Here is a 23,631-nt window from a genome sequence, read left to right as displayed (position 1 = left end):
GAACGGGGAAGGATTATGGCAGGAAGAAGGAAAAAAAGAAGAAAATGGCCGGTCGTAGCCGGAATATTCATTCTGACAGGCATTTTTACAGGTTTGGGAGCGGTGGCTTTTCAGCAGCTCCCAGGCCTTTTTGCGTCCACAAAAGAAGTGATTGAGACGGTGAAGGTCCAGGTGGAGAAAAGCACAAGTGTTCCCTTTGAGGAAGTTAGAATACCGGAAGACGATGTGGCACAGGGCTACTATTACCGGCAGCTTCCGGATACGGAACAGAACCTGTATAAGGAGCTTTATCAGGGGATGATGGACTTTAACGAAGCCATCTATATGCATTCACCCGATGTGGAGGTGCTCAAAAAGGTGTGCCAGTTTATTTTCAGCGACAGGCCGGAGATATTTTGGTGTACCGGGGAGATGCAGGTGACCAGCTATGCGGACTATTCTGAAGTACAGCCTGTATATACCTGCACACAGGAGGAGCGGACACAGAAGCAGGCACAGATTGATGAGGCTGTCTCTGCATGCTTTGAAGGGATTGACGGGAACGCTTCGGAATATGATAAGATCAAATACATTTTCGAATATCTGGTAAATACTGTGGACTATAATATGGAGGCCCCTGACAATCAGAACATATACAGTGCCCTGGCGGGGAAGGCATCCGTATGTGCGGGATATTCCCGCGCCGCTCAGTATCTTCTGCAGAAGACAGGCATCGAGTGTATCTATGTAACCGGAACGATTCCCGGACAGGGAGCGCATGCATGGAATATCGTGAAGTGTGACGGGCAATACTATCAAATGGATGTTACTTTCGGGGATCCGGTATTCCTGGAGACCGAGAGCGGGGAAAATTTGCCGGAGCAAAGTATTAATTATGATTATCTTTGCTGCAGCGATGCGGAAATCATGAAAAACCATACCATGGATACGACAGTGGGCTATCCGCCCTGCAGTTCCATGGATTTGAACTATTATAAACTCAACGGCATGTACTACGAGGAATATCAGCCGGACCAGCTGCTGAAGGATATGAATGACACCATCTACAGCAGGGCGGATTCTTTTACCTGTAAGTTTGCAAATGATACACTCTATCAGGAGGCACATGACAGTATCCTGAACGACCTGGTTCAGAGAGCGGCCCAGAATCTGCTGGAATACTACGGACTTGAATCTGTGCAGTATACCTATATAGAGGATGAGACGATGAATAAGATCACGATTTTCTGGAACTATCAATAATTTTCCGGAAAATTGTTACAGAATGTTGTTTAAAAATTTTGTTGAAATCTGTTTTTAAATGTAGTATAATCTTTACAATTTGAGAACGAGGGCGCTCTGGATTGAAAGACTCCAAGAGTGCCTTTGTCATGTAAAATAAATGAGATTCTGTTTGTTGCTTTTACGGGCGCTGTTTACAGGGCTTACGGGGCGGCGAAATACAGGAAGGGAATAGGTGAACAGATGAAAGCGTTTCTGATATTGGAAGACGGAACCGTGTTTTCAGGAAAAAGCATTGGTTCGAAAAAAGAGATGATAAGTGAAATCGTATTTAATACCTCCATGACAGGGTATTTGGAAGTATTGACTGACCCTTCTTACGCGGGACAGGCCGTCGTTATGACATACCCGTTAATCGGGAATTACGGCATAACACCGGATATGGAATCCCAAAAGGCATGGCCGGACGGATACATCGTGAGGGAACTGTCCAGGATGCCAAGCAACTTCAGGTGTGAAGGAACGATCCAGGATTTTCTTGAAAAGCAGGATATTCCGGGGATTGCGGATGTGGATACCCGTGCCCTTACGAAGATATTAAGGGAAAAAGGCACCATGAACGGGATGATTACCACGAATGAAAATTACTGCCTGGAAGAGATTCTTCCAAAACTAAAGGCCTACAGGGTGGGAGATGTTGTTTCTAAAGTGACATGCAGTAAAAAGTATGTGCTGGAAGGAAGCGGGAAGAAAGTAGCACTCCTCGATCTGGGCGCCAAAAATAATATAGCCAATTCTTTAAATAAACGTGGTTGTGAAGTGACTGTTTATCCGTCCAGCACAACTGCAGAGGAAATCATTTCAGCAAATCCTGACGGCATCATGCTTTCTAACGGCCCTGGTGACCCTGCAGACTGCACTTCTATTATCGAAGAAATCAAAAAATTATACCATACCGATATTCCTATTTTTGCGATTTGCCTGGGGCATCAACTGATGGCTCTTGCTACTGGTGCGGCCACACATAAGCTGAAGTACGGCCACCGCGGCGGCAACCATCCTGTCAAGGACCTTCGGACGGGGCGCGTGTATATTTCTTCACAAAACCATGGCTATGTGGTGGATGATAAAAGCGTGGATCCGGAGATCGCTGCGCCCGCATTTGTCAACGTCAATGATGAAACGAATGAAGGTCTGCAATATCAGGGGAAAAATATCTTTACCGTGCAGTTTCATCCGGAAGCCTGCCCGGGACCGCAGGACTCGGGTTACCTGTTTGACAGATTTATGGAAATGATGGGAGGAGCGAAATAATGCCAAAGGATAACAGTATCAAAAAAGTATTAGTCATCGGTTCGGGGCCTATTATTATCGGACAGGCCGCAGAGTTCGATTATGCGGGGACACAGGCATGCCGCTCCTTAAAGGAAGAAGGGGTTGAAGTTGTGCTGCTGAACTCCAATCCGGCAACAATCATGACCGATAAAGATATAGCCGATAAGGTGTATATTGAACCGCTTACCGTAGAAGTTGTGGAACAGCTGATCAGGAAGGAACGGCCTGACAGTGTACTTCCGACGCTGGGAGGGCAGGCAGGCCTGAATCTGGCAATGGAGCTGGACGAGGCCGGATTCTTTAAAGAGAATAACGTGCGCCTGATCGGAACTACATCAGAGACGATTAAAAAGGCGGAGGACCGCCTGGAATTCAAGGCCACAATGGAAAAGATCGGCGAGCCCGTGGCTGCGTCCCTTGTTGTGGAGAATGTTGCGGACGGCCTTGCATTTGCCAATGAGATCGGATACCCTGTCGTACTCCGCCCCGCATACACACTGGGAGGAAGCGGCGGCGGAATTGCCCGGAATTCGGAGCAGCTGGTGGAAATCCTGGAAAACGGCCTGCGCCTCTCCCGTGTGGGACAGGTTCTGGTAGAGCGCTGCATCGCAGGCTGGAAGGAAATCGAGTACGAGGTGATGCGGGATTCCAAGGGGAATTGTATCACGGTCTGCAACATGGAGAATATTGATCCGGTGGGTGTGCATACAGGTGACAGTATCGTGGTTGCCCCATCCCAGACACTGGGGGATAAAGAGTATCAGATGCTGCGTACATCTGCCCTGAATATCATCAGCGAGCTGAATATCACGGGGGGATGCAACGTACAGTATGCACTCAATCCGGAAAGCTTTGAATACTGTGTAATCGAGGTGAATCCGCGTGTCAGCCGTTCCTCTGCTCTGGCATCCAAAGCGACCGGCTATCCGATTGCCAAAGTTGCGGCGAAGATCGCGCTGGGTTATACATTGGATGAGATTAAAAATGCTATAACCGGTAAAACTTATGCAAGCTTCGAGCCGATGCTGGATTACTGTGTGGTAAAGATTCCAAGGCTTCCCTTCGATAAATTCATCAGCGCCAAGAGGACGCTGACAACGCAGATGAAGGCGACCGGAGAAGTTATGAGCATCTGTGACAACTTTGAGGGCGCCTTGATGAAAGCGATCCGCTCTCTGGAACAGCACGTTGACAGCCTGATGTCCTATGATTTCACAGGACTTTCAGATGACAAGCTCAGGGAGCAGCTTGCGATTGTAGACGATATGCGTATCTGGCGAATTGCAGAGGCGATCCGCCGAAACATGACTTATGAGCAGATCCATGAGATCACGATGATTGATTTCTGGTTTATTGATAAACTGGCCATTCTTGTTGAGATGGAGGAGTCACTGAAGTCAGAGAAACTTACCCCGGAACTTCTCAGAGAGGCAAAAAGGATAGAATTTCCGGATCAGGTGATCGCAGCCCTGACAGGCAGGAGCGAAGAGGAAATCCACGATATGCGCCATGCAAACGGCATTGTAGCTTCCTATAAGATGGTAGATACTTGTGCCGCAGAGTTTGCTGCCGCGACGCCGTACTACTACTCTGTGTATGGAAGAGAAAATGAGGTGGAAGAGACCAGAGGCAGAAAGAAAGTCCTGGTGCTTGGATCCGGCCCGATCCGCATCGGACAGGGAATCGAATTCGACTTCTGTTCCGTGCATTGTACCTGGGCATTCTCAAAAGAAGGTTACGAGACGATTATTGTAAATAACAATCCGGAAACTGTCAGCACAGACTTTGATATTGCGGATAAGCTGTATTTTGAGCCGCTGACCCCAGAGGATGTAAAAAGCATCGTAGATATAGAAAAGCCGGACGGTGCGGTCGTGCAGTTCGGCGGCCAGACAGCCATCAAGCTGACGGAAAGCCTGATGAAGATGGGGGTGCCGATCCTGGGAACCTCCGCCGAGAATGTAGACAAGGCTGAGGACAGGGAGCTGTTCGACGAGATTCTGGAACAGTGTCAGATCCCGCGCCCAACCGGAGGTACCGTATATACGGCGCAAGAGGCAAAAGAAGTGGCAAACAGGCTGGGCTATCCGGTTCTGGTGAGACCCTCCTATGTATTGGGCGGCCAGGGAATGCAGATTGCCATCAACGATCACGACATCGACGAATTTATCGGAATCATCAACAGAATCGCACAGGACCACCCGATTCTTGTAGATAAATATCTGCAGGGCAAGGAAATAGAGGTTGATGCCGTATGTGACGGGGAAGATATTCTGATACCTGGGATCATGGAGCATATTGAGCGCGCGGGAATCCATTCCGGAGACAGCATCTCCGTATATCCTGCACAGAGCCTGAGCCAGGCGGCAAAAGACAAGATTGCCGAGTACACAAAAAGATTAGCCAAATCCCTCCATGTCATCGGCCTGATAAATATTCAGTTTATCGTATGCGGGGATGAGGACGTCTATGTAATCGAAGTCAATCCACGCTCCAGCCGGACAGTACCATATATAAGCAAGGTAACCGGAATCCCGATCGTACCCCTGGCGACAAAAGTAATCATCGGCGGGAAGATCAGAGAAATGGGATACACCCCCGGACTCCAGAAAGAGGCCGAGTACATTGCCATCAAGATGCCTGTATTTTCATTTGAAAAAATCCGGGGAGCCGACATCAGCCTGGGCCCGGAGATGAAGTCCACCGGAGAATGCCTGGGAATCGCGAAGACATTTGGAGAGGCGCTTTACAAAGCATTTATCGGAGCCGGAATCAAACTGCCGAAGTTCAAAAATATGATCATGACCGTCCGTGACGAAGACCATCAGGATGCAGTAGAGATCGGAAGAAGATTTGCCGCCATCGGATACCGCATCTTTGCCACCGCCGGAACAGCCAGGGCGCTGAATGAAGCGGGAGTCAAGGCGATACCGGTCCGCAAGATCGAGCAGGAGTCCCCAAACCTCCTGGATCTGATCCTGGGACACGAGATCGACCTGGTCATCGATATCCCCGCTCAGGGAGCTGACCACTCCCGGGATGGATTCATCATCCGGAGAAATGCAATCGAGACAGGAGTGAACGTGCTGACAGCCATGGATACGGCGCAGGCGCTTATCACAAGCCTGGAAAATACAGACATACAAAAACTTACCTTAATCGATATCGCGACAGTACAATAAGGATTAGCGAACGAGTTTTGGACTCGGGCGCGGATGGAGGGGCGGTCGCTTACCGTGAGCCGGGACGTGCTGTGAAAAGCACCTGTCCTGTTGGAAATACAGCCGCTGCGCCAAGCAGCAGTAAGAGGAAATCCGCAAAATCAGCCGGAACCGAACACATTCACCGCTTAATCTGGTGATTAAGCGGCTCAGGTGTTCTGAAAAGTTGCTTCGGGAGCAACTTTTCTCCGGCTGATTTTGCGGATTTCCTCTAACTGATGCTAGGCTCGCTAAAAGCATTTCCAACAGGACAGGTGCTTTTCACAGCACGTCCCGGCTCACGGTAAGCTAGGTGCATCCGGTCGGTAGGAAAAGATGCGTTTCCGGTGGGGATCCTGACGGGAGAGGCGGATGTGGGCTGGCTGGGCGTTGGGGTTCATCTGAATTGGTGCTTGTTTGTAAGAACAGAGTTTGTACGATTTATGAAAAAATTAATGTTTCGAATAGGCAGAAAGCCATATACAAGTCACTGCATAAATAGTTTCAATACGTCTAAGCAAGATACAAGACACGAATAGCCGAATCAATCCGTTTCCCCCGTATGGGATACTAACCGGGAAACGTGTTTTTTCCTGCCGGCCGGATGAGCCAGCCTGCCGTGGAGCGGGACGGGGGAGGGACTTCATCCTGTCTCTGTCCGGAATGCCTAGAGTGAGTTTAGCAGCAGTTAGAGGGAACACACCAAATCAGCCGGAGAAAAGTTAATTTCCAAATTAACTTTTCAGTACGCCTGAGCCGTCCAATCATCAGATTGGGCGGTGAATGCGTACGGTGCCGGCTGCTTTGGTGTGTTCCCTCTTACTGCTGCTAAACTCACTCTAGGCATTCCGGACAGAGACAGGATGAAGTCCCTCCCCCGTCCCGCTCCACGGCAGGCGTCCCCCCGTCCGCAAGCCTATAACGTGTTCCCAAATCCGCCTACCAGACACCCATAAGGTGCTGCATACCTAAGCTGACGAGTGCGATTCCAACCCAGCAGCAGAAGCCGGTAAAGATTGGCTTGCCGCCGGTTTTTACGAGATCTACGATATTCGTGTTCAGGCCGATTGCTGCCATTGCCATGATGATGAGGAATTTGCTCAGTTCTTTTAATGGCGCGGTGACTGCCGGGGGCAGCTGGAATACTGTAGTAATGACCGACGCAAGAACGAAGAACAGTACAAAATATGGAAATGTTTTTTTCAGGCTGAAGGAAGATCCTTCGGTCTTTTTTTCTTTTCTGCCTCTGTAGAGGGCCAGGAACAGGGTGATTGGGATAATCGCCAGTGTTCTTGTCATTTTGACGATGGCTGCCGCCTCCAGCGTATGGCTGGCGTGAATTCCATCCCATGCGGCTGCAGCTGCCGTTACAGAAGATGTATCATTGATGGCAGTGCCTGCAAACAGGCCGAACCCTTCATTACTCAGGTGCAGGATTCCTCCCAGTGCCGGGAAAATCAGTGCGGCGATGACGTTGAAGAGGAAGATGACTGAGATGGACTGTGCAACTTCTTCATCGTTTGCATTGATAACCGGGGCTGTAGCTGCGATCGCGGAGCCTCCGCATATGGAAGAGCCGACTCCGACCAGTATGGCGTTGTTTGGCTGCAGTTTCATTGCTTTATACAGGATAAAAGCAATGATTAGGGAAGTGCTGATTGTGGAAATAATGATAGGAAGGGACTGACGGCCCTTGGCAAGGATCTCTGTCAGGTTCATTCCAAAACCGAGAAATACAACAGCTGCCTGCAGAATCTTTTTGGATGTATAGGCTATGCCGGGTTGTACGGTATCTTTCCGCTTGATGATTAATGTTAATACCATTCCAATGAGTATTGCGAAAACAGGGCCGCCGATCACCGGGAGCGCCCGGCCCAAAAACCATGACGGAATTGCAATAATCAGGCAGAACAATAATCCAGGTCCTTTTTGTTTTATAAAATCCATGTTACAAATCCTCCGTTCTTATTCCATTAGATTTAGATAATTGATCAGACAAGACAGGCGTAACTTTTCCATATTTTGTCTGTCATATTTATCATAACATAAAAAAACTATAAAATAAAATTATATATCTTTATTTTATGATAATAATATGTTATAGTAAATGCAGGGAGTAATTAAAATATAAAGGCGGAGCTTTTGAGGAGAGGAAGCTCCGCCTGGATTCATTTAAAGAGGGATGAATATGTTGGATTTTCGGATGGAGACATTCCTGACGGTATGTCAATGCATGAATTTCACTAGGGCAGCTGAAGAACTCAATATTACACAGCCTGCGGTTTCGCAGCATGTGCGTTATCTGGAGAAGCACTACGGGATAAAACTTTTCCAGTATGAGGGGAAGAAGCTGAAACTGACAGAGGCAGGAGAGATGCTCCGCAATGCATCGCTAACCATGATGCACGACGAACTTTCTCTGCAGAGTAATATGCAGCATCTGACTGATGGATATCAGAATATCCGGTTTGGAGCGACTATGACAGTTGGGGAGATCGTTATGGCGCGGATTCTGGAGCGGTATCTTGTAAAGTACCCGGATGTGAAGTTACATATGGAAGTGGCGAATACCCAGGAGCTGCTTGCAAGGCTGGATAACGGAGAGATAGATTTTGCCCTTGTTGAGGGATTTTATAAAAAGAATGAATACGATTATCTGCATTATTCCACAGAGCGCTATGTGGCTGTTTGCAGCCCTTTTTACCCGTTTAGCAAGAAGCCGGAGAAGCTGGAAGATTTGTTTGGCGAGCGCCTTCTTCTCAGGGAACCGGGGTCGGGAACCAGGGAAGTGCTGGAGCGTTATCTGGATTCACAGAATTATGGGACCGAAGATTTCGTCAGAACTGCGGAAATAGGCAGTTTACATGCGATTAAAGAGTTGACAAAAGCCGGCTGTGGTATTACATTTTTATATGAGGTCGCAGTTAGGGAAGAACTGGAAAAGAGAGAACTCAAAGTAATTTCACTGAGGAATTTCGGTATTACCCATGATTTTACCTTTATATGGAGACGGGGGAGCATCTATGCAGATACTTACAGAGGATTATTCCGCCAGTTTTCCGGTGAATAAAGCGTGCGGCTAGCATAAGAAAAGGAAGTGACAGAGATGTTACAGGTAGAGCATTTATCATATGATGTATCTGAGGAAGGGAAGCAGTCGGAAATACTTTCCGATATCAACTTTACGGTGGAGGACGGAGAGATGCTGGTCATCACCGGACCTAACGGGGGCGGAAAGTCCACACTGGCAAAGATTCTGATGGGAATTAATAAGGAAACGGCGGGCCGGATTATTCTGAACGGTGAGGATATCACAGGCTTATCTATCAATGAAAGGGCACAGGCAGGCATCGGATTTGCATTCCAGCAGCCTCCCCGTTTTAAGGGAATGACTGTGAGACGTCTGCTGTCACTGGCAGCGGGCGAGGAACTGACCGAGGAAAAGTGCTGCGGATTGTTGAGCAGTGTTGGTCTGTGTGCCATGGAATATATAGACAGAGAGGCGGATTCGACCCTGTCAGGCGGGGAGATGAAGCGGATTGAGATTGCTACTGTGTTGGCGAAAAAGCACAATATCTGTATCTTTGATGAGCCGGAGGCCGGTATTGATCTCTGGAGCTTCTCCATGCTGATCAAGCGGTTTGAGAAGATCCATAAAGAGAAAAAAGAAAGCCTGATCCTCATCTCTCATCAGGAGAAGATTATCCAGATGGCGGACCGGATCATGGTAATATCCGACGGGAAGTTAGATTCAATCGGGCCCACAGCGGAGATCATGCCGCAGCTGCTCGGAGAAGATATCGATTCCTGTGCGTGTATGAAGGAAAAGGGAGGTGACATCTGTGAAGCTTAATGAAGTAACGGAAAATGTGCTAAAGGTAATAGATTCTCTGGGATTTAAGCAGGAGGGCGCCTATAATCTGCGCCTGAACGGTATGGCAGTCTGTCACGGTGACAGCCGCCATATCCGGATTGAAAAAAAGGAAGACAAGCCCGGCATTAATATTTATATCAGCGGAGAAGCTCAGCAGGAACAGGTCCATATTCCGGTTGTAATGTCTGAATCGGGCATGAAGGATGTAGTATACAATGATTTTTATATAGAGGACGGTGCAGATGTCGTAATCGTAGCAGGCTGCGGTATACACAATGACGGCTGCAGCGAGAGCCGCCACGACGGCATTCACGCCTTCCATGTGGGGAAAGATGCGAATGTGAAGTATGTAGAGAATCATTACGCAGAGGGCGAAGGAACCGGTGGTAAAGTATTAAATCCTGTGACAAAGATTTATGTCGGAGAGAATTCGGTATTTACACTGGAGACCACCCAGATCAAGGGTGTCGATTCCACAGAGCGTGAAACATTTGTAGAACTGTCCCGTGGGGCAAAACTTTTCGTTACAGAAAAGCTCATGACCCATGCGGAGCAGACTGCAATATCCAACATGGACGTCCAGCTGAGCGGAGAGAATAGTTCCGCCAGGATCATCTCCCGTTCCGTGGCAAAAGGAACCTCAAGGCAGGTCTTCCATCCAAGGGCAATCGGAAACAATCTGTGCCATGCACATGTTCAGTGTGATTCCATCATTATGGATCAGGCCGAGATCAGCTCCATACCGGAGATCAATGCGAAACATGTAGATGCACAGATCGTGCATGAGGCCGCGATTGGAAGGATCAATGACGAGCAGCTGGTTAAGCTGCGGACATTTGGGATGTCGGAGGAAGAGGCGGAATCAGTTATCATCGAGAACTTCCTAAACTAAATCGGGAGTTAGTGACGCGCTTTAGTCGCGGTACGGATGGGGACGCTCCATGAAGGGATAGCCGAAAACCTCCCGGAGAACATCCATGTCCTTTCAAAAACGCGGCCGCGGACCTAAGAAATTCTAGGCGGGAAACAGCCCTGAAAATGGAGCACCACTGACACATCACGAGAAATCCGATGATTTCTCGCGCTGGGTCAGCTGATTTTTGGATTCGGAATCCAAAAATCTCTCCATTTTCAGGGCTGTTTCCCACCAAGAATTTCTAAGGCCCGCTTTGAGCGTTTTTGAAAGGACATGGATGTTCTCCGGGAGGTTTTCGGCTATCCCTTCATGGAGCTGGCGCATCCAACCGGTAGGAAAAAGCTCGTTTCTAAGGAGGGGCCTCAAACGGGGGCAGCGTATGGATATAGAATTGGCGGGACTTTTATGTCCCCATTAGGTGTACATAAGCAAGGGGATACGCTTCCGGTATCAAAATAATTCAATACGCATCTTGAAGATGAAAAGACACGCATAGCCAATCCACATCCGCTGCTCTGGTCCGGGATCCCACCCGGTTGGCGAGCTTACCTGCCGATTGGATGAGCCAGCTTTATGACAGGGAGGCCGGGGAGGTGCTGGGGCTGTATATGCCGTTGCGAAATGCTGGAGTGCGCTTAGTGATTCTTGAACAGCCGATGCCGGATAGGCGGGGAACAACTTGATCTCCAAATCAAGTTGTTGCTGAACCCAGCGCGGGAAATCATCAGATTTCCCGTGATGTGTTCAGCGTACCCGCCTATCCGGCATCGGGTGTTCTAGAATCACTTAGCAGCATGGGTGCATATCGCAACGGCATATACAGCCCCAGCACCTCCCCGGCCTCCCTGTCATGAAGCGTCCCCATCCGTCGACCAGGCTAAAGCTAGCCGACTAAATCCCGATTTTGTTTGTAAAATCCTTGAACGTATGAGATAATTATTCGAATGATGTGATATGATTCTTATAGTTATACTATTTTTGACAAGATAAATGAGGATTCTGCCCCCCTATAGGCGGAGGGATGAATCAATAAAAACTAGGTTAACGGCAGTGGCGGGCGAAGAAAAATCGGTATCCCCCACTGAGGTCAGGTCGGGGGTAAAAGTATGGAACTGATTCAGGAGATTAATGAATATCTTCAATTAGGAAAGGCTAAGATGGTCAAGGCTCTGATCCGGCAGGCTCTGGCCGAGGATATAGATCCCAAAGTGATATTGGACGAAGGGCTTCTTGCGGGAATGATGGAGCTTGGGCTGAAGTTTAAGCATAATAAAGTCTTTGTTGCTGAGGTTCTGGTTGCGGCAAGCGCGATGCATGCGGGGTTGAAGGAGCTTGAACCCAGATTGGCTGCCGCGGGGGCGGAACCAGTGGGGAAGGCTGTTGTTGGCACGGTCTTTGGAGATCTGCATGATATCGGAAAGAATCTGGTCATTATGATGCTCAAAGGCGCCGGATTTGAAACTTATGATCTGGGCGTTGATGTGGAAACTTCAGTATTCATTGATAAGGCTGAGGAAATTGGCGCGGATATTATATGTATGTCAGCACTGCTTACCACGACGATGATCCGGATGGAAGAGTGTACGGCTGAACTGGAGAGAAGGGGGCTGCGGGATAAATATATACTGATGGTTGGGGGAGCTCCTGTTACGGAATCCTTTGCCGGAAAAATCGGAGCAGATTTTTATACATCGAATGCAATGAATGCAGCAGAAGTGGCAAGAGAAGCGGTTTTTCATAAAAGGAAAGGGCAGCGCTAACAACGCTGCCTTTATTAATCACGTATTGACTTTATACTGTTTTCTTTCCGGTATTTCATCTTGCTTTTATACATGTCATCGTCTGCCTGCCGGAATACCCTGTCTATTTCATTTCCTATAATTGTATCAGAAGCATTCCAGCCAATTGAAAGAGAAAAGTTATACTCACAGGAACTGTCCGCACTCTCGATTTCTTTCTCCAGCATAGAGACGTAATCGGGCAGTTCATGGAACGGGGCCTGAATGAAAGCGGCGAATTCATCGCCTCCGATCCGGAAGACTTTTCCGGAATCCTGGAAGATTTTTGACATGCAGCGGGCAGCTTCTTTTAGTATAATATCGCCTGCCTTGTGGCCGTAAGTATCATTGGTCACTTTTAGATTGTTCAGGTCACAGACATAAAATACTCCGGGAAACGGGGTTGTGCGGCTTCGGAGTTCATTCATGAATTCTTCAAATGCCAGCCTGCTGCCCACGTTTGTGAGGATATCTGTGTAAGCCAGCTTTTTCAGTATTTTATGCTCGGTATAGTCATTGACAAAACCCAGCATGGCTTTAACGCTTACGTAGATCAGGATCGAAATAAATAAAATAAAGCCATAGCGGTAGAACCGGCTGTTATCTGCCTGCGGGTTGATATAAAATTGTATCAGCGCCAGTACTGCGGAGAGGATCAGCAGAATCAGGGAAAGCAGCATAGGTTTTGCAAAATGGGAAGAACTGCCTTTGAGCCTGTGCAGTAAAAATAGAAGCAGTACAATGCCGTTCAGCACGATCAGGCTATGTGTAATCGGAAGCATCAGGACCAGGCTGACATTTCCCAAAGAGTATAAAATGCCCTGGACTGTAGCATTTAATATCAGAACACATTTCATACGTGCGAGAACTCTCCGGCTGTCCTGGCATAGTGTGCTGGTGATAGAAAGCATAGGCAGTGGCAGCACCATAAAACTGAAGAAAGAGAGGACACAGACGGCGACAGTATTCCCCCAAAACAGCTGAGGAAGCTGGGAATCGGTAAATATCCATAAAGCCGAAATTAGTGTCAGAAGCGAAAGTTCACCAAATACGGAATAATTGTAATCCAGCTTTCTGTACTTCTGCCAGAGAAAGGCAGAAAACAGGCACAGGCTGGCAAGAAGCATTATGAATAGACTGATGATTAGTTCGGCATGAGAATAAAGATATTTTGTAATATAGGAGCTTGCCGTGCCTATTGAGATATCTTTAATTCCGACACTGAGAAACGTATGGGGCTGAGTAATCTCAACAGATAAGGTTCTTCCGGAAAAGTCACGGTCAAGCGGAATCTGGCAGATGAAATGTCCCGACATATTGGCAGGCAGGTCTACGGTATCGTCAGAATAATCATAGATACAGGTGCCGTCAACAAAGACCTTTATGTAGTTAAAGTTATTCTCAATGAACAGGTAATCCTTATCGGACAGCGGGGGCAGTTCCCTGCGGATTGTTACAGGAGCATCACTTTTCATACTCCAGGTATTGAGCTCAGGCAGAGTAGTTTTTCCGCCCGAAGCATCAAGGGTATACCAGCCTTCGGATAAACTGACAGGCGGATCTGGTATAAAACGGCTGTCCGGCATATGTTCTATATGAAAGATGATGTAGAACACATACAGAAAAACCAGTACAGAACAGAGAAGCAAAACTTTATATAAATAATCAACTTTAACGTTCGTTTTTTTATTCACAGGATATCCTTTCTTTTCAGTGAAAGAGAGTACATTTATTATACTATAACATAATTAGCAACTCATAGAAAGTGTATAATGTGAGATGAAATGCTCCCATGCTAAACGTATGTAATGGCTCGCAGCACCCTTCAGCGCAGGTGAATTTCAAGGGAATAGATGTTGTAACAGAAGAAAATGGATGCCATATGTTGATATTCAACTATGGTATTCCTTTTTGTGCGTGTTTACTTGGCGATACTGTGAGAAAATGAAGATTAATCACTATCACCTGCTTTGAGTCATAGAATAGTTGCACAAAAAATATGGAGAATAATTAAAAAAATTATCATGATAGTAAAAAAATGAAAGAATCATAAAAAAACGAAAGAATCCAAAAATAATATTGATTTACATTCAAATTAACAATTGCTATATTTTAATACATAAAATTACAGGAGGAACATAAAGGATGAAAACAGATATGATTTTACTAAGTGAAAACATATTTACCGCAGGTTCACTGGGGATGGTTTCAGGAGGGGTAGCCATTGCAGATAATAAAATTCTTTGCATAGGCTCAAAAGAGGAAGTGCTTGCACTGGCAGATGAGGACACGGATGTCAGAGATTTTGGCACCAAATTAATAACACCGGGGATATGCGATTCACATGTCCATTTGTTTGCAGGGGCGTATATGATGTCAGCTCCTTATGTTGGAGGGTATTCGAGTGCAGAAGAATGTGCAAAATCGCTGTACGAGTACTATCAGGCACATGAAGACGAGTATGAAGAAGGAGAATGGCTGAGTTCCTGTGGTTTTGTGATTGCGGAGTGGGATGACCCGAAGCCGCCGACAAAGGAAATTCTAGATCAATATTTCCCGGAGCGTCCGGTATATATTTACGACAGCGACCTTCATGCTGCATGGGTAAATTCTAAAGCTTTGGAATTAGCCGGACTGGCACCGGATACTCCGGATCCGCGGTTTGGCCGTTTTGAACGGGATGAGCAGGGGCGTATCACGGGATATCTGGTTGAGGAAGCGCAGAACCCGGTTGTGCGGCTTGCATTTAATATTCCTTATGCAAAGGAACGCAAGCTGATGGAAGAAAAGAGTGAGGACATTTGTAAGTATGGTGTCACTTCTTTGATTGATATGCGTGCACTGAATAATTACAATATGGGAAACCTGGACGTGTTAAATGACATGGCTGATGAGGGTGCACTGAAGTTTCGGTATAATTATGCTACATGCCTGACTGGTACGATTGAGGAAGCATTGGAGCACACCGAGAAATACGGCGATCCGGAGCAAATGATTTACTATTCAGGGGTCAAAGAATTTGTGGATGGTATTGTTGTTGCACATACTGGTTTGCTGCTGGAGCCTTATACAGACGATGCAGACGCAGACTATAACTTCTGGGCAACAGATTTGGAATATGATGCGCAGCGCGTGAAGGAATATCATAAAAATGGTATCAACCTGCAGTTCCATGCAGTAGGCGATGGCGCAGTGCGTAAAACCATCGAGATGTATGAGGATGCCATTGCAGAAAATGGTGAGACGGCTTCCAGGATGTCCATTGAGCATCTGGATATGTCTTCGCCAAAAGACTGGGAACGTATGTCAAAGGCAGGCATTATCTGTTCTGTACAGCCGCAGCATCTGGCGCTCTTTCCAACATATGAGGACGAGCAGTATGCAGATTGTGTGGGACCGGTACGGACAAAGAGCCTTTGGGCATTTAAGAGTATGCTTGACAATGGGATTCATCTGGCTTTTGGAACTGATTTTCCGGTTGTTTCCTATGATCCCCGTATCAGCCTGCATAGGGCAGTGACACGTACATTCCCAGACGGGCAGCCTGCTTCTGGCTGGAATCCGGAACAGAAACTCACCCTGTGGGATGCATTATATGCATATACATGGGGCGGCGCATACAAAGCAGGGAAAGAAGCGGTACTTGGAAGCCTGGAAAATGGAAAACTTGCCGATATTGCTGTCTGGGATTGCAATCTCTTTGAGATTCCTGTGGATGACATTTTGAACTGCAATGTGGAACTCACTGTTTGCGATGGACGTATTGTGTACGAGGTATAGTGCATGTCTCGTATGTGATGATAGAAAGGACGAAAACTGATTATGGAATTATTGATTTTTATTGCACCGCTTTTGCTGAATGTGTTTGGCAATACGATCTATAATGTGGCAGGAAAAGGTACGCCTGAAAAAGTAAATTCGTTTGCCAGCCTATCCTTAAGCTACATGGTTGGTATGGTATTATGTGTGATTTTATTCTTTGTAACCAATCCTGGAGGGGATATACTTGCAGCTGTTTCCAAAGCGAACTGGGCTTCTTATGTACTGGGCCTGACGATTGTATTCATTGATCTGGCACTTATTTTGTTATACCGGGTAGGCTGGGATGTCAGCATCGGTTCCTTGATTGCAAATATCGGTGTATCACTGATGTCTGTAGTTGTGGGTGTTGCCTGCTTTGGTGAAGCAATGACTATGATTAAGGGCGGCGGTATCGTTGTTTGTATCCTGGGACTTTACGTGGTTAATTCTCCGGAGAAGAAGAACAAGACTGCTGTGTTGGAAGGTGAGGAAACAAAGAGCAATGCTGCAGGGAAAAAGAAGAGTCTGCTTATGTGGATGCCGGTTCTGCTGATGATTGTAGCAAATCTTGCTTATAGTATAACTGCAAAGGTAACTCCTTCTGATGTAGATACTTTCGCTTCCGTTTCTCTGACATACCTGGTCTGCATTGTTTATGCGCTTTTAATGTTCTTTATCACAAGTAAAAATAAAAACTATTTCAAAGAGATTAAGAAAGCGAACTGGACGGCTCCGGTGTTGGGCGCCTGCCTTGTATGCCTGGAAGTTTCAACGATTTTACTTTTCCGCGTAGGCTGGGATTTGAGCGTGGGACTGCTGTTGGCTTATGTGTTACTGGCAATTGTACTGGTAATTCTTGGACGTGTTGCCTACAAGGAAAAACTGACTACAAAACGTCTGATAGGTATTGGAATTGCACTTGTCGGAGTTATACTCGTCAGTCTTGCATAAAAATGCGGGGACATCTTCGGGGAGAAGAGGCCGTCGGAAAATGCATGATTCATACTGTATATTGCTGCCTGATTTCATAGTCGCCTCAATTTATAGTTTGTGAATTTCATTTCCCGGCAGCCCCAAAGCCTCCGGGAATCTCTGAGAAAGTCAAGGGGAGGTGCTGAACGGCAGCCGAAAGGTGCTGTTCGCAGCACTTCCTTTTCCGTACACATTTTAAGGGAGGAGAGATGTTACTGGCAATATTTATCGTATCGGGAATAGGAGGAGTAAAAAAACAATGATAAACGTGGAAGAACTCGGCGCCCGGATTATATTGGGCTTCGGAGAGGGAAAGCTGTTTATCACAGAGAGTACATTGTTTGGACTCGTGATTGCCGTGATACTGGCGGTACTGGGGATCTGGCTCGGAAGCGGGCTGAAGACGGTGCCGAAAGGAAAACAGGTGGCGGCGGAATTCATCGTGGGCTGGGTGTATAAGTTTACGGAGAACAACATGGGGAAGGAGAACAAGTCCTATGCGCCCTATGTGGGGAGCATCCTTGGGTTCGTATTCTGTGCGAGCTGCCTGGGGCTGTTTGGGATCCGTCCGATTACGGCGGACTTAAACGTGGCGTTTGCACTGTCAGGACTGACGTTCCTGATGATCCTGGCCAACTCACTGAGAGTGCACGGGGTAAAGGGGAAACTCAAAGAGATGTGCGACCCGTACCCGTTCATGTTCCCGCTGAAGATCCTGGAGGAGTGTACATTACCGATCTCCCTGGGCCTTCGACTTTTCGGGAATATCCTGGGAGGGTTCATCGTAATCGAACTGTGGCTGCATCTGATGACGCACCTAAGCAGCATGATTACGACGGTCCCGTTTCTGCGTGCGGTTACGGTACTGCCGCTGAATGCGATCTTTGACATAGCGGAACCGTTAATCCAAACGTACATATTTACCACGCTGACCGTGATCAATCTGGGATCGGCAGTAAAAATAATGTCTGTGGGACACAGCGAGTAAAGGGAAAAGAAAGACAGCAGATCAGTACAGGACGGTGTATTTACAGGATTGTCTGTACGAAAATATCAAATATGCGGGAGCAGGCCCCGCTGCTAAAGGCGGCTTATATGGGCTTGCAGCGTATCTGCTGATGGTTTAGAACAGATTCGGAGAAAAAAATAAGAGGAATTGATTACAGGAGGAAATAGATATGGGAATGGTTGCACTGGGAATCGGGATGTGTATGGGATTAGCAGCACTGGGCATCGGCCTGGGGCAGGGGCTGGCACTGAGCAAGGGGCTGGAAGGCATGTCAAGGCAGCCGGAAGTAGCAGGCAAGATCCAGACAGGTATGATTGTAGGTATGGCAATTATGGAGACCATCGGTGTCCTGACCTTCGTTATCGCCATTATGCTGTCGGGAAAGGTATAAGAGAGAAGGGAGGCAGCCGGATTTGAAAGTACAATTATATCAGGATCTGCTTACAATCAACTGGAACCTGCTTTTTTCGCTGATCACCGTGGTTGTGTTAGTGTTAATCTTGAAAAAGTTCTTTTTTGAGAAAGTACACCAGTTTATGGAGGCAAGGCAGCAGCAGGTGGTGAACACGCTGCAGGAAGCCCAGACGACGCGCGAGGAGGCACAGCAGAAGCTGGAAGAGTATGAGGCGCAGATGGCGTTTGCAGAGTCCGAGAAACGGGAGATCATAAAGAAGGCAATGCAGGAGGCCCAGGCCCAGGCAGGGGCAGTGCTTGAGACCGCAAGCAAAGAAGCGGGGCAGGTGCGGGAACAGACGCGCCGGGAAATCGAGCGGGACAAGATGATTGCGAAGAAAGAGCTACAAAGAGAGATTGGAGACATGGCTGTCCTTGCAGCAGGGAAAATCATAGGAGAAGAACTGAACCCGAAAAGACAGGCAGAAGTAGTAGAAAAGATTATAGAAGAAGCTGAGGATTCATCATGGAAAGAATAACAGAACAGACTGAGGTAAAGAAACTGTGCGGGCAAATAGATACAGTGACTGAAGAACTGGCTGTGCTGAAAAGACTCCTTATGGAGGAAGAGAACTTTTTCCAGATGCTGACGCTGGGTGAAATCGGGAAGGAAACAAGACTGGAGTGGATGCGGGATATATTCGGGAGCCATATCAGCGATGAGACGCTGGCGTTCTTCTGCATCCTGCTGGACCACCAGGGCCTGTATCATTTCAGCCAGGTGCTGGCCGAAGGGCTGGAGCTTCTGGGAGAAGAAAGACAGGGGATCCGTGGGATCGTATATTCGGTGGTGCCGCTGGAGAAAGAAATGGTGAAGCGTCTGGAAGAGCAGACGGCGGAACTGATCGGCAAGCCGGTGACCCTGGTGAACATGATCGATGAAGGCCTCATCGGCGGGGTATTGATTTCCGCAGACGGGAAACTCATTGATGCTTCCCTGAAGAAAAGAATGGAAGATTTAAGCTTGAGGCTTCGCAGCAGGCCGGAAGGGGGGAGTCCTCTATGATGTGGAATACAGAGGAGATCAGCAGCCAGATCAAAAAGCAGATAGAAACCTATACAAGCCAGATGGAGATTACGGATTTTGGCACCGTGCAGGAAGTGGGGGACGGGGTAGCCCGTGTGACAGGCCTGCGCCACTGTGTGGCGGGGGAACTGCTGGAGTTTTCCGGCGGGGTCTACGGGATGGCCATGAACCTGGAGGAAAAGAATGTAGGGGCGGTTATCATCGGAGCGGACCGTGGGATCAAGGAAGGGGACATTGTCCGTCCCACAGGCAGGGTAGCGGAAGTGCCTGTAGGGGAAGAACTCCTTGGGCGGGTTGTGAACCCGCTGGGTGAGCCCATTGACGGGAAGGGGCCGGTAGAGACGGATAAGACACGGCCCATCGAGAGCCCGGCGCCGGGGGTGCTGCAGAGGAAGTCGGTACACCAGCCGCTGCAGACGGGCATCAAGGCGATTGACGCCATGATCCCCATCGGAAAGGGCCAGCGGGAACTGATCATCGGGGACCGCCAGACCGGAAAGACGGCCATCGCCATTGACACCATCATTAACCAGAAGGGCAAGGACGTGATCTGCATCTATGTGGCCATCGGCCAGAGAAAGTCCACCATTGCGCAGCTGGTGAAGACGCTGGAAGACCGGGATGCGATGCGCTATACCATCATCGTGTCGGCAACGGCCAGCGACGTGGCGCCGCTGCAGTACATAGCGCCCTATGCAGGGTGTGCGATGGGGGAGGAGTTCATGTATGAAGGGAAAGATGTCCTGATCGTATATGACGACCTGTCCAAACATGCGGTGGCATACCGTGCCATGTCCCTGCTGCTGAGGCGTCCGCCAGGACGTGAGGCGTACCCAGGGGATGTCTTTTACCTGCACAGCCGTCTGCTGGAGCGCTCCGCAAAGCTCTCCGATGAGCTGGGGGGCGGGTCCATTACGGCGCTGCCGATTATAGAGACCCAGGCAGGGGACGTGTCGGCGTATATCCCGACCAACGTCATCTCCATCACGGACGGCCAGATCTTTCTGGAGTCGGAACTGTTCTTCTCGGGCCAGAGACCCGCGGTAAACGCCGGGATCTCGGTGTCACGAGTAGGAGGCAGCGCCCAGATCAAGGCCATGAAGAAGGTGGCGGGAACGATCAAGCTGATGCTGGCCCAGTACCGGGAGCTGAAAGGGTTCTCGCAGTTCGGGTCAGACATTGACAAGGATACCAAAGAGCGGCTGGAGAACGGCATGCTCCTGATGGAGATCCTGAAGCAGGGGCAGTACCAGCCGGTTGCAGTGGAACACCAGGTCATGATCATTTATGCGGCAGTAAAAGGACATCTGGCGGGCATCGCGCCGAGCCAGGTGAAACGGTTTGAAAAGGAACTGTACCAGTACATGGATACGAATTACCCCCATGTGGGGAAAGCCATTGCGGATACGGGGAAACTGGAAGCGGAGACAGAGGAACAGCTTTTGAAGGGCATAGAAGAATGCAGGAAGGCGGGTAGATTCGATGGCTGACCAGATGCAGGCGATTAAGCGCAGGATGAAAAGCGTCAGCAGCACGGAGAGGATCACCAATGCCATGAAACTGGTTTCCGCAGCGAAACTGAAGCAGGCGACGAACCGGTTCGATTATATCCGGAAACACCTGGAGGCGGAAAAGCGGCTTTACGGCCAGGTCCTCCGAACAGAGGAGGGCGTGCCGGAAGTGTACCTGGAACCAAGGGAAGGGGAAACGCTGTACCTCCTGCTCACCAGCAGCAAAGGGCTGTGCGGGAGCTACAATACCTCCATCACGAAGGCGGCGGGGCAGATTGCAGAGGAAGAAAAAGGCAGCTGCTGTTTCGCGGCCCTGGGGACAAAGGGAAAAGAGTTCTGCCTCCGGGAAGGCCTGGAGATGCTGGAGACGGAGCGGGAGCAGATGGACGAGATGGGGTATGAGGAAGCATACCGGCTCGCGGGGGAAGTACTGGAGCTGTACCGGGAAGGCCGGTTTACAAGCATCCGGGTGCTGTATGCCTCCTACCTGAACTCGATTTCCCATGAGGTGAAGGCGGCCCCGGTGTTCCCGCTGGAGGCGGGGGGGCAGGCCGGGGACTGTGACCTGACCCTGATGGAATACGAACCGGCCGGGCGGGAGCTGTTTGACAGCCTGGCCCAGGAGTACCTGGCTTTGTACCTGTACAGTGCAATCGCGGAGGCGACCCTGTGCGAGCATTCGGCGCGCAGGATTGCGATGAAGAATGCCAGCGACAGTGCCAACGAGATGCTGACAGAATTATCTATTTACTATAACAGAGCGAGACAGGCGGCGATTACCAGTGAGATCATTGAGATCATCGCCGGCTCGGAGGCTCAGAAATTAAGAGGTGAGGCAATTGAATAAAGGAATCATTCAACAGATTATCGGACCGGTTATTGATATTAAGTTTGATGAGGAACAGATGCCGAATCTTCTTAATGCAATACATATCGAGCAAAACGGAAAGACCATTGTAGCAGAGGTGGAACAGCACATTGGTGCGGATCAGGCCCGGTGTATTGCCCTTTCATCCACGGACGGGATGTACCGGGGGATGGAAGCGACCGACACGGGGGAGCCGATCAAGGTCCCGGTCGGGAAAGAAGTATTAGGGCGCCTGTTCAATGTGCTGGGCGAGACGATTGACGAGAAGGGCCCCGTGGAGGCGGAGCGTTACGATGCGATCCACCGTCCGGCGCCGGACTATAAGGACCAGGACACGTCTTCGGTCATCTTTGAGACGGGGATCAAGGTCATTGACCTGCTGGCCCCCTACACAAAGGGCGGGAAGGTCGGCCTGTTCGGGGGCGCGGGGGTAGGCAAGACCGTGCTGATCCAGGAACTGATCAACAACATCGCCAAGGAGCACGGCGGGATCTCTGTGTTTGCAGGGGTAGGCGAGCGTACCAGGGAAGGGAACGACCTGTATTATGAGATGCAGGAATCCGGGGTTATCGATAAGACGGCCATGGTATTCGGGCAGATGAATGAGCCGCCGGGAGCCAGGATGCGAGTGGCGCTGACGGGGCTGACCATGGCGGAGCATTTCCGGGACAGGGAGCACCAGGACGTGCTGCTGTTCATTGACAACATTTTCCGTTTCACCCAGGCGGGGTCGGAAGTATCGGCGCTTTTGGGGCGTGTGCCCTCTGCGGTAGGCTACCAGCCCACCCTGGCAACGGAGATGGGTGCGCTGCAGGAGCGGATCACGTCCACGAGGGACGGTTCCATCACTTCGGTGCAGGCCGTGTACGTGCCGGCGGATGACCTGACAGACCCGGCGCCTGCGACGACCTTTGCACATCTGGATGCGACCACGGTGCTCAGCCGTGCGATCACGGAGCTTGGGATTTACCCGGCGGTGGACCCGCTGGAGTCCACGTCCCGGATCATGGACCCGTTAATCCTGGGGGAGGAGCATTACCAGACCGCCCGGGAGGTGCAGGAGGTGCTGCAGAAATATAAGGACCTGCAGGACATCATCGCGATCCTGGGGATGGAGGAGCTGTCGGAGGAGGATAAGCTGACGGTAGCCCGTGCAAGGAAGCTGCAGCGGTTCCTGTCCCAGCCGTTCTATGTGGCGGAGCAGTTTACGGGGATGGCCGGGAAGTACGTGCCGCTGAAAGAAACCATCCGGGGCTTTCAGGAGATCCTGGAAGGCAAGCACGATGAGATCCCGGAATCCATGTTCCTGTTTGCAGGTGGGATTGACGACGTGACGGAGAAGTACGCCCAGGGGCAGACCGCATAAGGGAGGCCCGGAAGCGGACCGTGTGCAGAAGGAGGCTAAGGGCGGATGGCAGCAAAAAGTTTTTTATTAAAGATTGTAACTCCGCAGCAGTTATTCTATTCCGGGGAAGTGGAGATGGTCGTGGTAGAGCAAGGCTCGGGACAGGAGGGCTACATGGCAGGGCACAGCCCGGCCCTGAAGCGCCTGGAAAAGGGCGAGGTAAAGATCCGGGAGGCAGAGGGGAAAGAGCCCCGCATCGTGCAGATCCCGGGGGGCCATATCCACGTGGGAAAGACGATGGCAGTCTATACCAGATATGCC

19 protein-coding genes are annotated in these 23,631 nt (G+C 49.4%); 17 read left to right on the top strand and 2 right to left on the bottom strand.

All coding sequences use genetic code 11. The features are described 5' to 3' along the window. The first annotated feature begins 15 nt into the window (after nucleotides 1–15). The 3 genes from BN1938_RS00155 (at nucleotide 16) to carB (ending at nucleotide 5,738) form a co-directional block, all read left to right on the top strand. Nucleotides 16–1,242 carry a transglutaminase domain-containing protein gene (locus BN1938_RS00155; protein WP_050638656.1) on the top strand — a complete coding sequence of 409 codons (1,227 nt, stop codon included), beginning with the start codon at nucleotides 16–18 and terminating at the stop codon, nucleotides 1,240–1,242. Between the two features lie 222 nt (nucleotides 1,243–1,464). Next, nucleotides 1,465–2,535 (top strand): carbamoyl phosphate synthase small subunit, encoded by a 1,071-nt coding sequence (locus BN1938_RS00150; RefSeq protein ID WP_050638957.1) that lies wholly within the window; start codon nucleotides 1,465–1,467, stop codon nucleotides 2,533–2,535. Continuing rightward, nucleotides 2,535–5,738, top strand: coding sequence for a carbamoyl-phosphate synthase large subunit (gene carB, locus BN1938_RS00145; RefSeq protein WP_050638655.1), 3,204 nt, complete (start codon nucleotides 2,535–2,537; stop codon nucleotides 5,736–5,738). The genes BN1938_RS00150 and carB overlap by 1 nt, the downstream gene beginning before the upstream one ends. A gap of 957 nt (nucleotides 5,739–6,695) precedes the next feature. On the opposite strand, the gene BN1938_RS00140 is transcribed toward carB, so the two are convergent. Then, nucleotides 6,696–7,703: a YeiH family protein gene (locus BN1938_RS00140; protein ID WP_050638654.1), complete on the bottom strand. Its 1,008-nt coding sequence runs from the start codon at nucleotides 7,701–7,703 to the stop codon at nucleotides 6,696–6,698. 241 nt (nucleotides 7,704–7,944) lie between these two features. Here BN1938_RS00140 and BN1938_RS00135 point away from each other — a divergent pair, with 241 nt between their 5' ends. From BN1938_RS00135 to BN1938_RS00120, 4 genes are all read left to right on the top strand, one after another. Beyond that, nucleotides 7,945–8,826 carry a LysR family transcriptional regulator gene (locus BN1938_RS00135; protein ID WP_050638653.1) on the top strand — a complete coding sequence of 294 codons (882 nt, stop codon included), beginning with the start codon at nucleotides 7,945–7,947 and terminating at the stop codon, nucleotides 8,824–8,826. A gap of 36 nt (nucleotides 8,827–8,862) precedes the next feature. Beyond that, nucleotides 8,863–9,609, top strand: coding sequence for an ABC transporter ATP-binding protein (locus BN1938_RS00130; protein ID WP_050638652.1), 747 nt, complete (start codon nucleotides 8,863–8,865; stop codon nucleotides 9,607–9,609). After that, a complete protein-coding gene (locus BN1938_RS00125) occupies nucleotides 9,590–10,522 on the top strand; it encodes a SufB/SufD family protein (protein WP_347562167.1) in 933 nt (310 codons plus the stop codon). Before BN1938_RS00130 ends, BN1938_RS00125 begins: the two co-directional genes overlap by 20 nt. Nucleotides 10,523–11,652: 1,130 nt before the next feature. After that, entirely contained in the window at nucleotides 11,653–12,306 is a 654-nt protein-coding gene (locus BN1938_RS00120; RefSeq protein ID WP_050638650.1) for a cobalamin B12-binding domain-containing protein, read from the top strand. A gap of 14 nt (nucleotides 12,307–12,320) precedes the next feature. Here BN1938_RS00120 and BN1938_RS00115 read toward each other — a convergent pair whose 3' ends face one another. After that, nucleotides 12,321–14,018 carry a GGDEF domain-containing protein gene (locus BN1938_RS00115; RefSeq protein ID WP_050638649.1) on the bottom strand — a complete coding sequence of 566 codons (1,698 nt, stop codon included), beginning with the start codon at nucleotides 14,016–14,018 and terminating at the stop codon, nucleotides 12,321–12,323. A gap of 451 nt (nucleotides 14,019–14,469) precedes the next feature. Between BN1938_RS00115 and BN1938_RS00110 the strand changes: the two genes are divergently transcribed. The 10 genes from BN1938_RS00110 to BN1938_RS00065 all read left to right on the top strand — a co-directional run. Then, nucleotides 14,470–16,104, top strand: coding sequence for an amidohydrolase (locus BN1938_RS00110; protein ID WP_050638648.1), 1,635 nt, complete (start codon nucleotides 14,470–14,472; stop codon nucleotides 16,102–16,104). Between the two features lie 42 nt (nucleotides 16,105–16,146). Then, a complete protein-coding gene (locus tag BN1938_RS00105; protein WP_050638647.1) occupies nucleotides 16,147–17,076 on the top strand; it encodes an EamA family transporter in 930 nt (309 codons plus the stop codon). Nucleotides 17,077–17,356: 280 nt separating this feature from the next. Beyond that, nucleotides 17,357–18,085 (top strand): F0F1 ATP synthase subunit A, encoded by a 729-nt coding sequence (locus tag BN1938_RS00100; protein ID WP_050638646.1) that lies wholly within the window; start codon nucleotides 17,357–17,359, stop codon nucleotides 18,083–18,085. 190 nt (nucleotides 18,086–18,275) lie between these two features. Then, a complete protein-coding gene (gene atpE / locus BN1938_RS00095; protein ID WP_025657872.1) occupies nucleotides 18,276–18,497 on the top strand; it encodes an ATP synthase F0 subunit C in 222 nt (73 codons plus the stop codon). 22 nt (nucleotides 18,498–18,519) lie between these two features. Then, entirely contained in the window at nucleotides 18,520–19,038 is a 519-nt protein-coding gene (atpF, locus tag BN1938_RS00090) for a F0F1 ATP synthase subunit B (protein WP_025657871.1), read from the top strand. Continuing rightward, entirely contained in the window at nucleotides 19,026–19,565 is a 540-nt protein-coding gene (gene atpH / locus BN1938_RS00085) for an ATP synthase F1 subunit delta (RefSeq protein ID WP_050638645.1), read from the top strand. The genes atpF and atpH overlap by 13 nt, the downstream gene beginning before the upstream one ends. After that, nucleotides 19,565–21,076, top strand: coding sequence for a F0F1 ATP synthase subunit alpha (gene atpA, locus BN1938_RS00080; protein ID WP_087148853.1), 1,512 nt, complete (start codon nucleotides 19,565–19,567; stop codon nucleotides 21,074–21,076). The genes atpH and atpA overlap by 1 nt, the downstream gene beginning before the upstream one ends. After that, nucleotides 21,069–21,944 (top strand): ATP synthase F1 subunit gamma, encoded by an 876-nt coding sequence (gene atpG / locus BN1938_RS00075; protein WP_050638643.1) that lies wholly within the window; start codon nucleotides 21,069–21,071, stop codon nucleotides 21,942–21,944. Before atpA ends, atpG begins: the two co-directional genes overlap by 8 nt. Next, nucleotides 21,937–23,331: a F0F1 ATP synthase subunit beta gene (atpD, locus tag BN1938_RS00070; RefSeq protein WP_330581521.1), complete on the top strand. Its 1,395-nt coding sequence runs from the start codon at nucleotides 21,937–21,939 to the stop codon at nucleotides 23,329–23,331. Before atpG ends, atpD begins: the two co-directional genes overlap by 8 nt. 45 nt (nucleotides 23,332–23,376) lie before the next feature. After that, nucleotides 23,377–23,631, top strand: a 255-nt coding sequence (locus BN1938_RS00065; protein ID WP_082202705.1) for a F0F1 ATP synthase subunit delta, incomplete at its 3' end; no start/stop codon positions are given.

Origin of the sequence: Eubacterium sp. SB2, assembly GCF_001244405.1 — a bacterium.
GTDB classification, from domain to species: domain Bacteria; phylum Bacillota; class Clostridia; order Lachnospirales; family Lachnospiraceae; genus Faecalicatena; species Faecalicatena contortus_B.
Note: the sequence above shows the minus strand (reverse complement) of the source record. Positions and strands in the feature narration are given on the sequence as shown.

Excerpts from the sequence above, each read along its gene's own strand:
- BN1938_RS00155 (WP_050638656.1), top strand. The coding sequence starts at position 16 with ATGGCAGGAAGAAGGAAAAAAAGAAGAAAATGGCCGGTCGTAGCCGGA.
- BN1938_RS00150 (WP_050638957.1), top strand. The coding sequence starts at position 1,465 with ATGAAAGCGTTTCTGATATTGGAAGACGGAACCGTGTTTTCAGGAAAA.
- carB (WP_050638655.1), top strand. The coding sequence starts at position 2,535 with ATGCCAAAGGATAACAGTATCAAAAAAGTATTAGTCATCGGTTCGGGG.
- BN1938_RS00140 (WP_050638654.1), bottom strand. The coding sequence starts at position 7,703 with ATGGATTTTATAAAACAAAAAGGACCTGGATTATTGTTCTGCCTGATT.
- BN1938_RS00135 (WP_050638653.1), top strand. The coding sequence starts at position 7,945 with ATGTTGGATTTTCGGATGGAGACATTCCTGACGGTATGTCAATGCATG.
- BN1938_RS00130 (WP_050638652.1), top strand. The coding sequence starts at position 8,863 with ATGTTACAGGTAGAGCATTTATCATATGATGTATCTGAGGAAGGGAAG.
- BN1938_RS00120 (WP_050638650.1), top strand. The coding sequence starts at position 11,653 with ATGGAACTGATTCAGGAGATTAATGAATATCTTCAATTAGGAAAGGCT.
- BN1938_RS00110 (WP_050638648.1), top strand. The coding sequence starts at position 14,470 with ATGAAAACAGATATGATTTTACTAAGTGAAAACATATTTACCGCAGGT.
- BN1938_RS00105 (WP_050638647.1), top strand. The coding sequence starts at position 16,147 with ATGGAATTATTGATTTTTATTGCACCGCTTTTGCTGAATGTGTTTGGC.
- BN1938_RS00100 (WP_050638646.1), top strand. The coding sequence starts at position 17,357 with ATGATAAACGTGGAAGAACTCGGCGCCCGGATTATATTGGGCTTCGGA.
- atpE (WP_025657872.1), top strand. The coding sequence starts at position 18,276 with ATGGGAATGGTTGCACTGGGAATCGGGATGTGTATGGGATTAGCAGCA.
- atpH (WP_050638645.1), top strand. The coding sequence starts at position 19,026 with ATGGAAAGAATAACAGAACAGACTGAGGTAAAGAAACTGTGCGGGCAA.
- atpA (WP_087148853.1), top strand. The coding sequence starts at position 19,565 with ATGTGGAATACAGAGGAGATCAGCAGCCAGATCAAAAAGCAGATAGAA.
- atpG (WP_050638643.1), top strand. The coding sequence starts at position 21,069 with ATGGCTGACCAGATGCAGGCGATTAAGCGCAGGATGAAAAGCGTCAGC.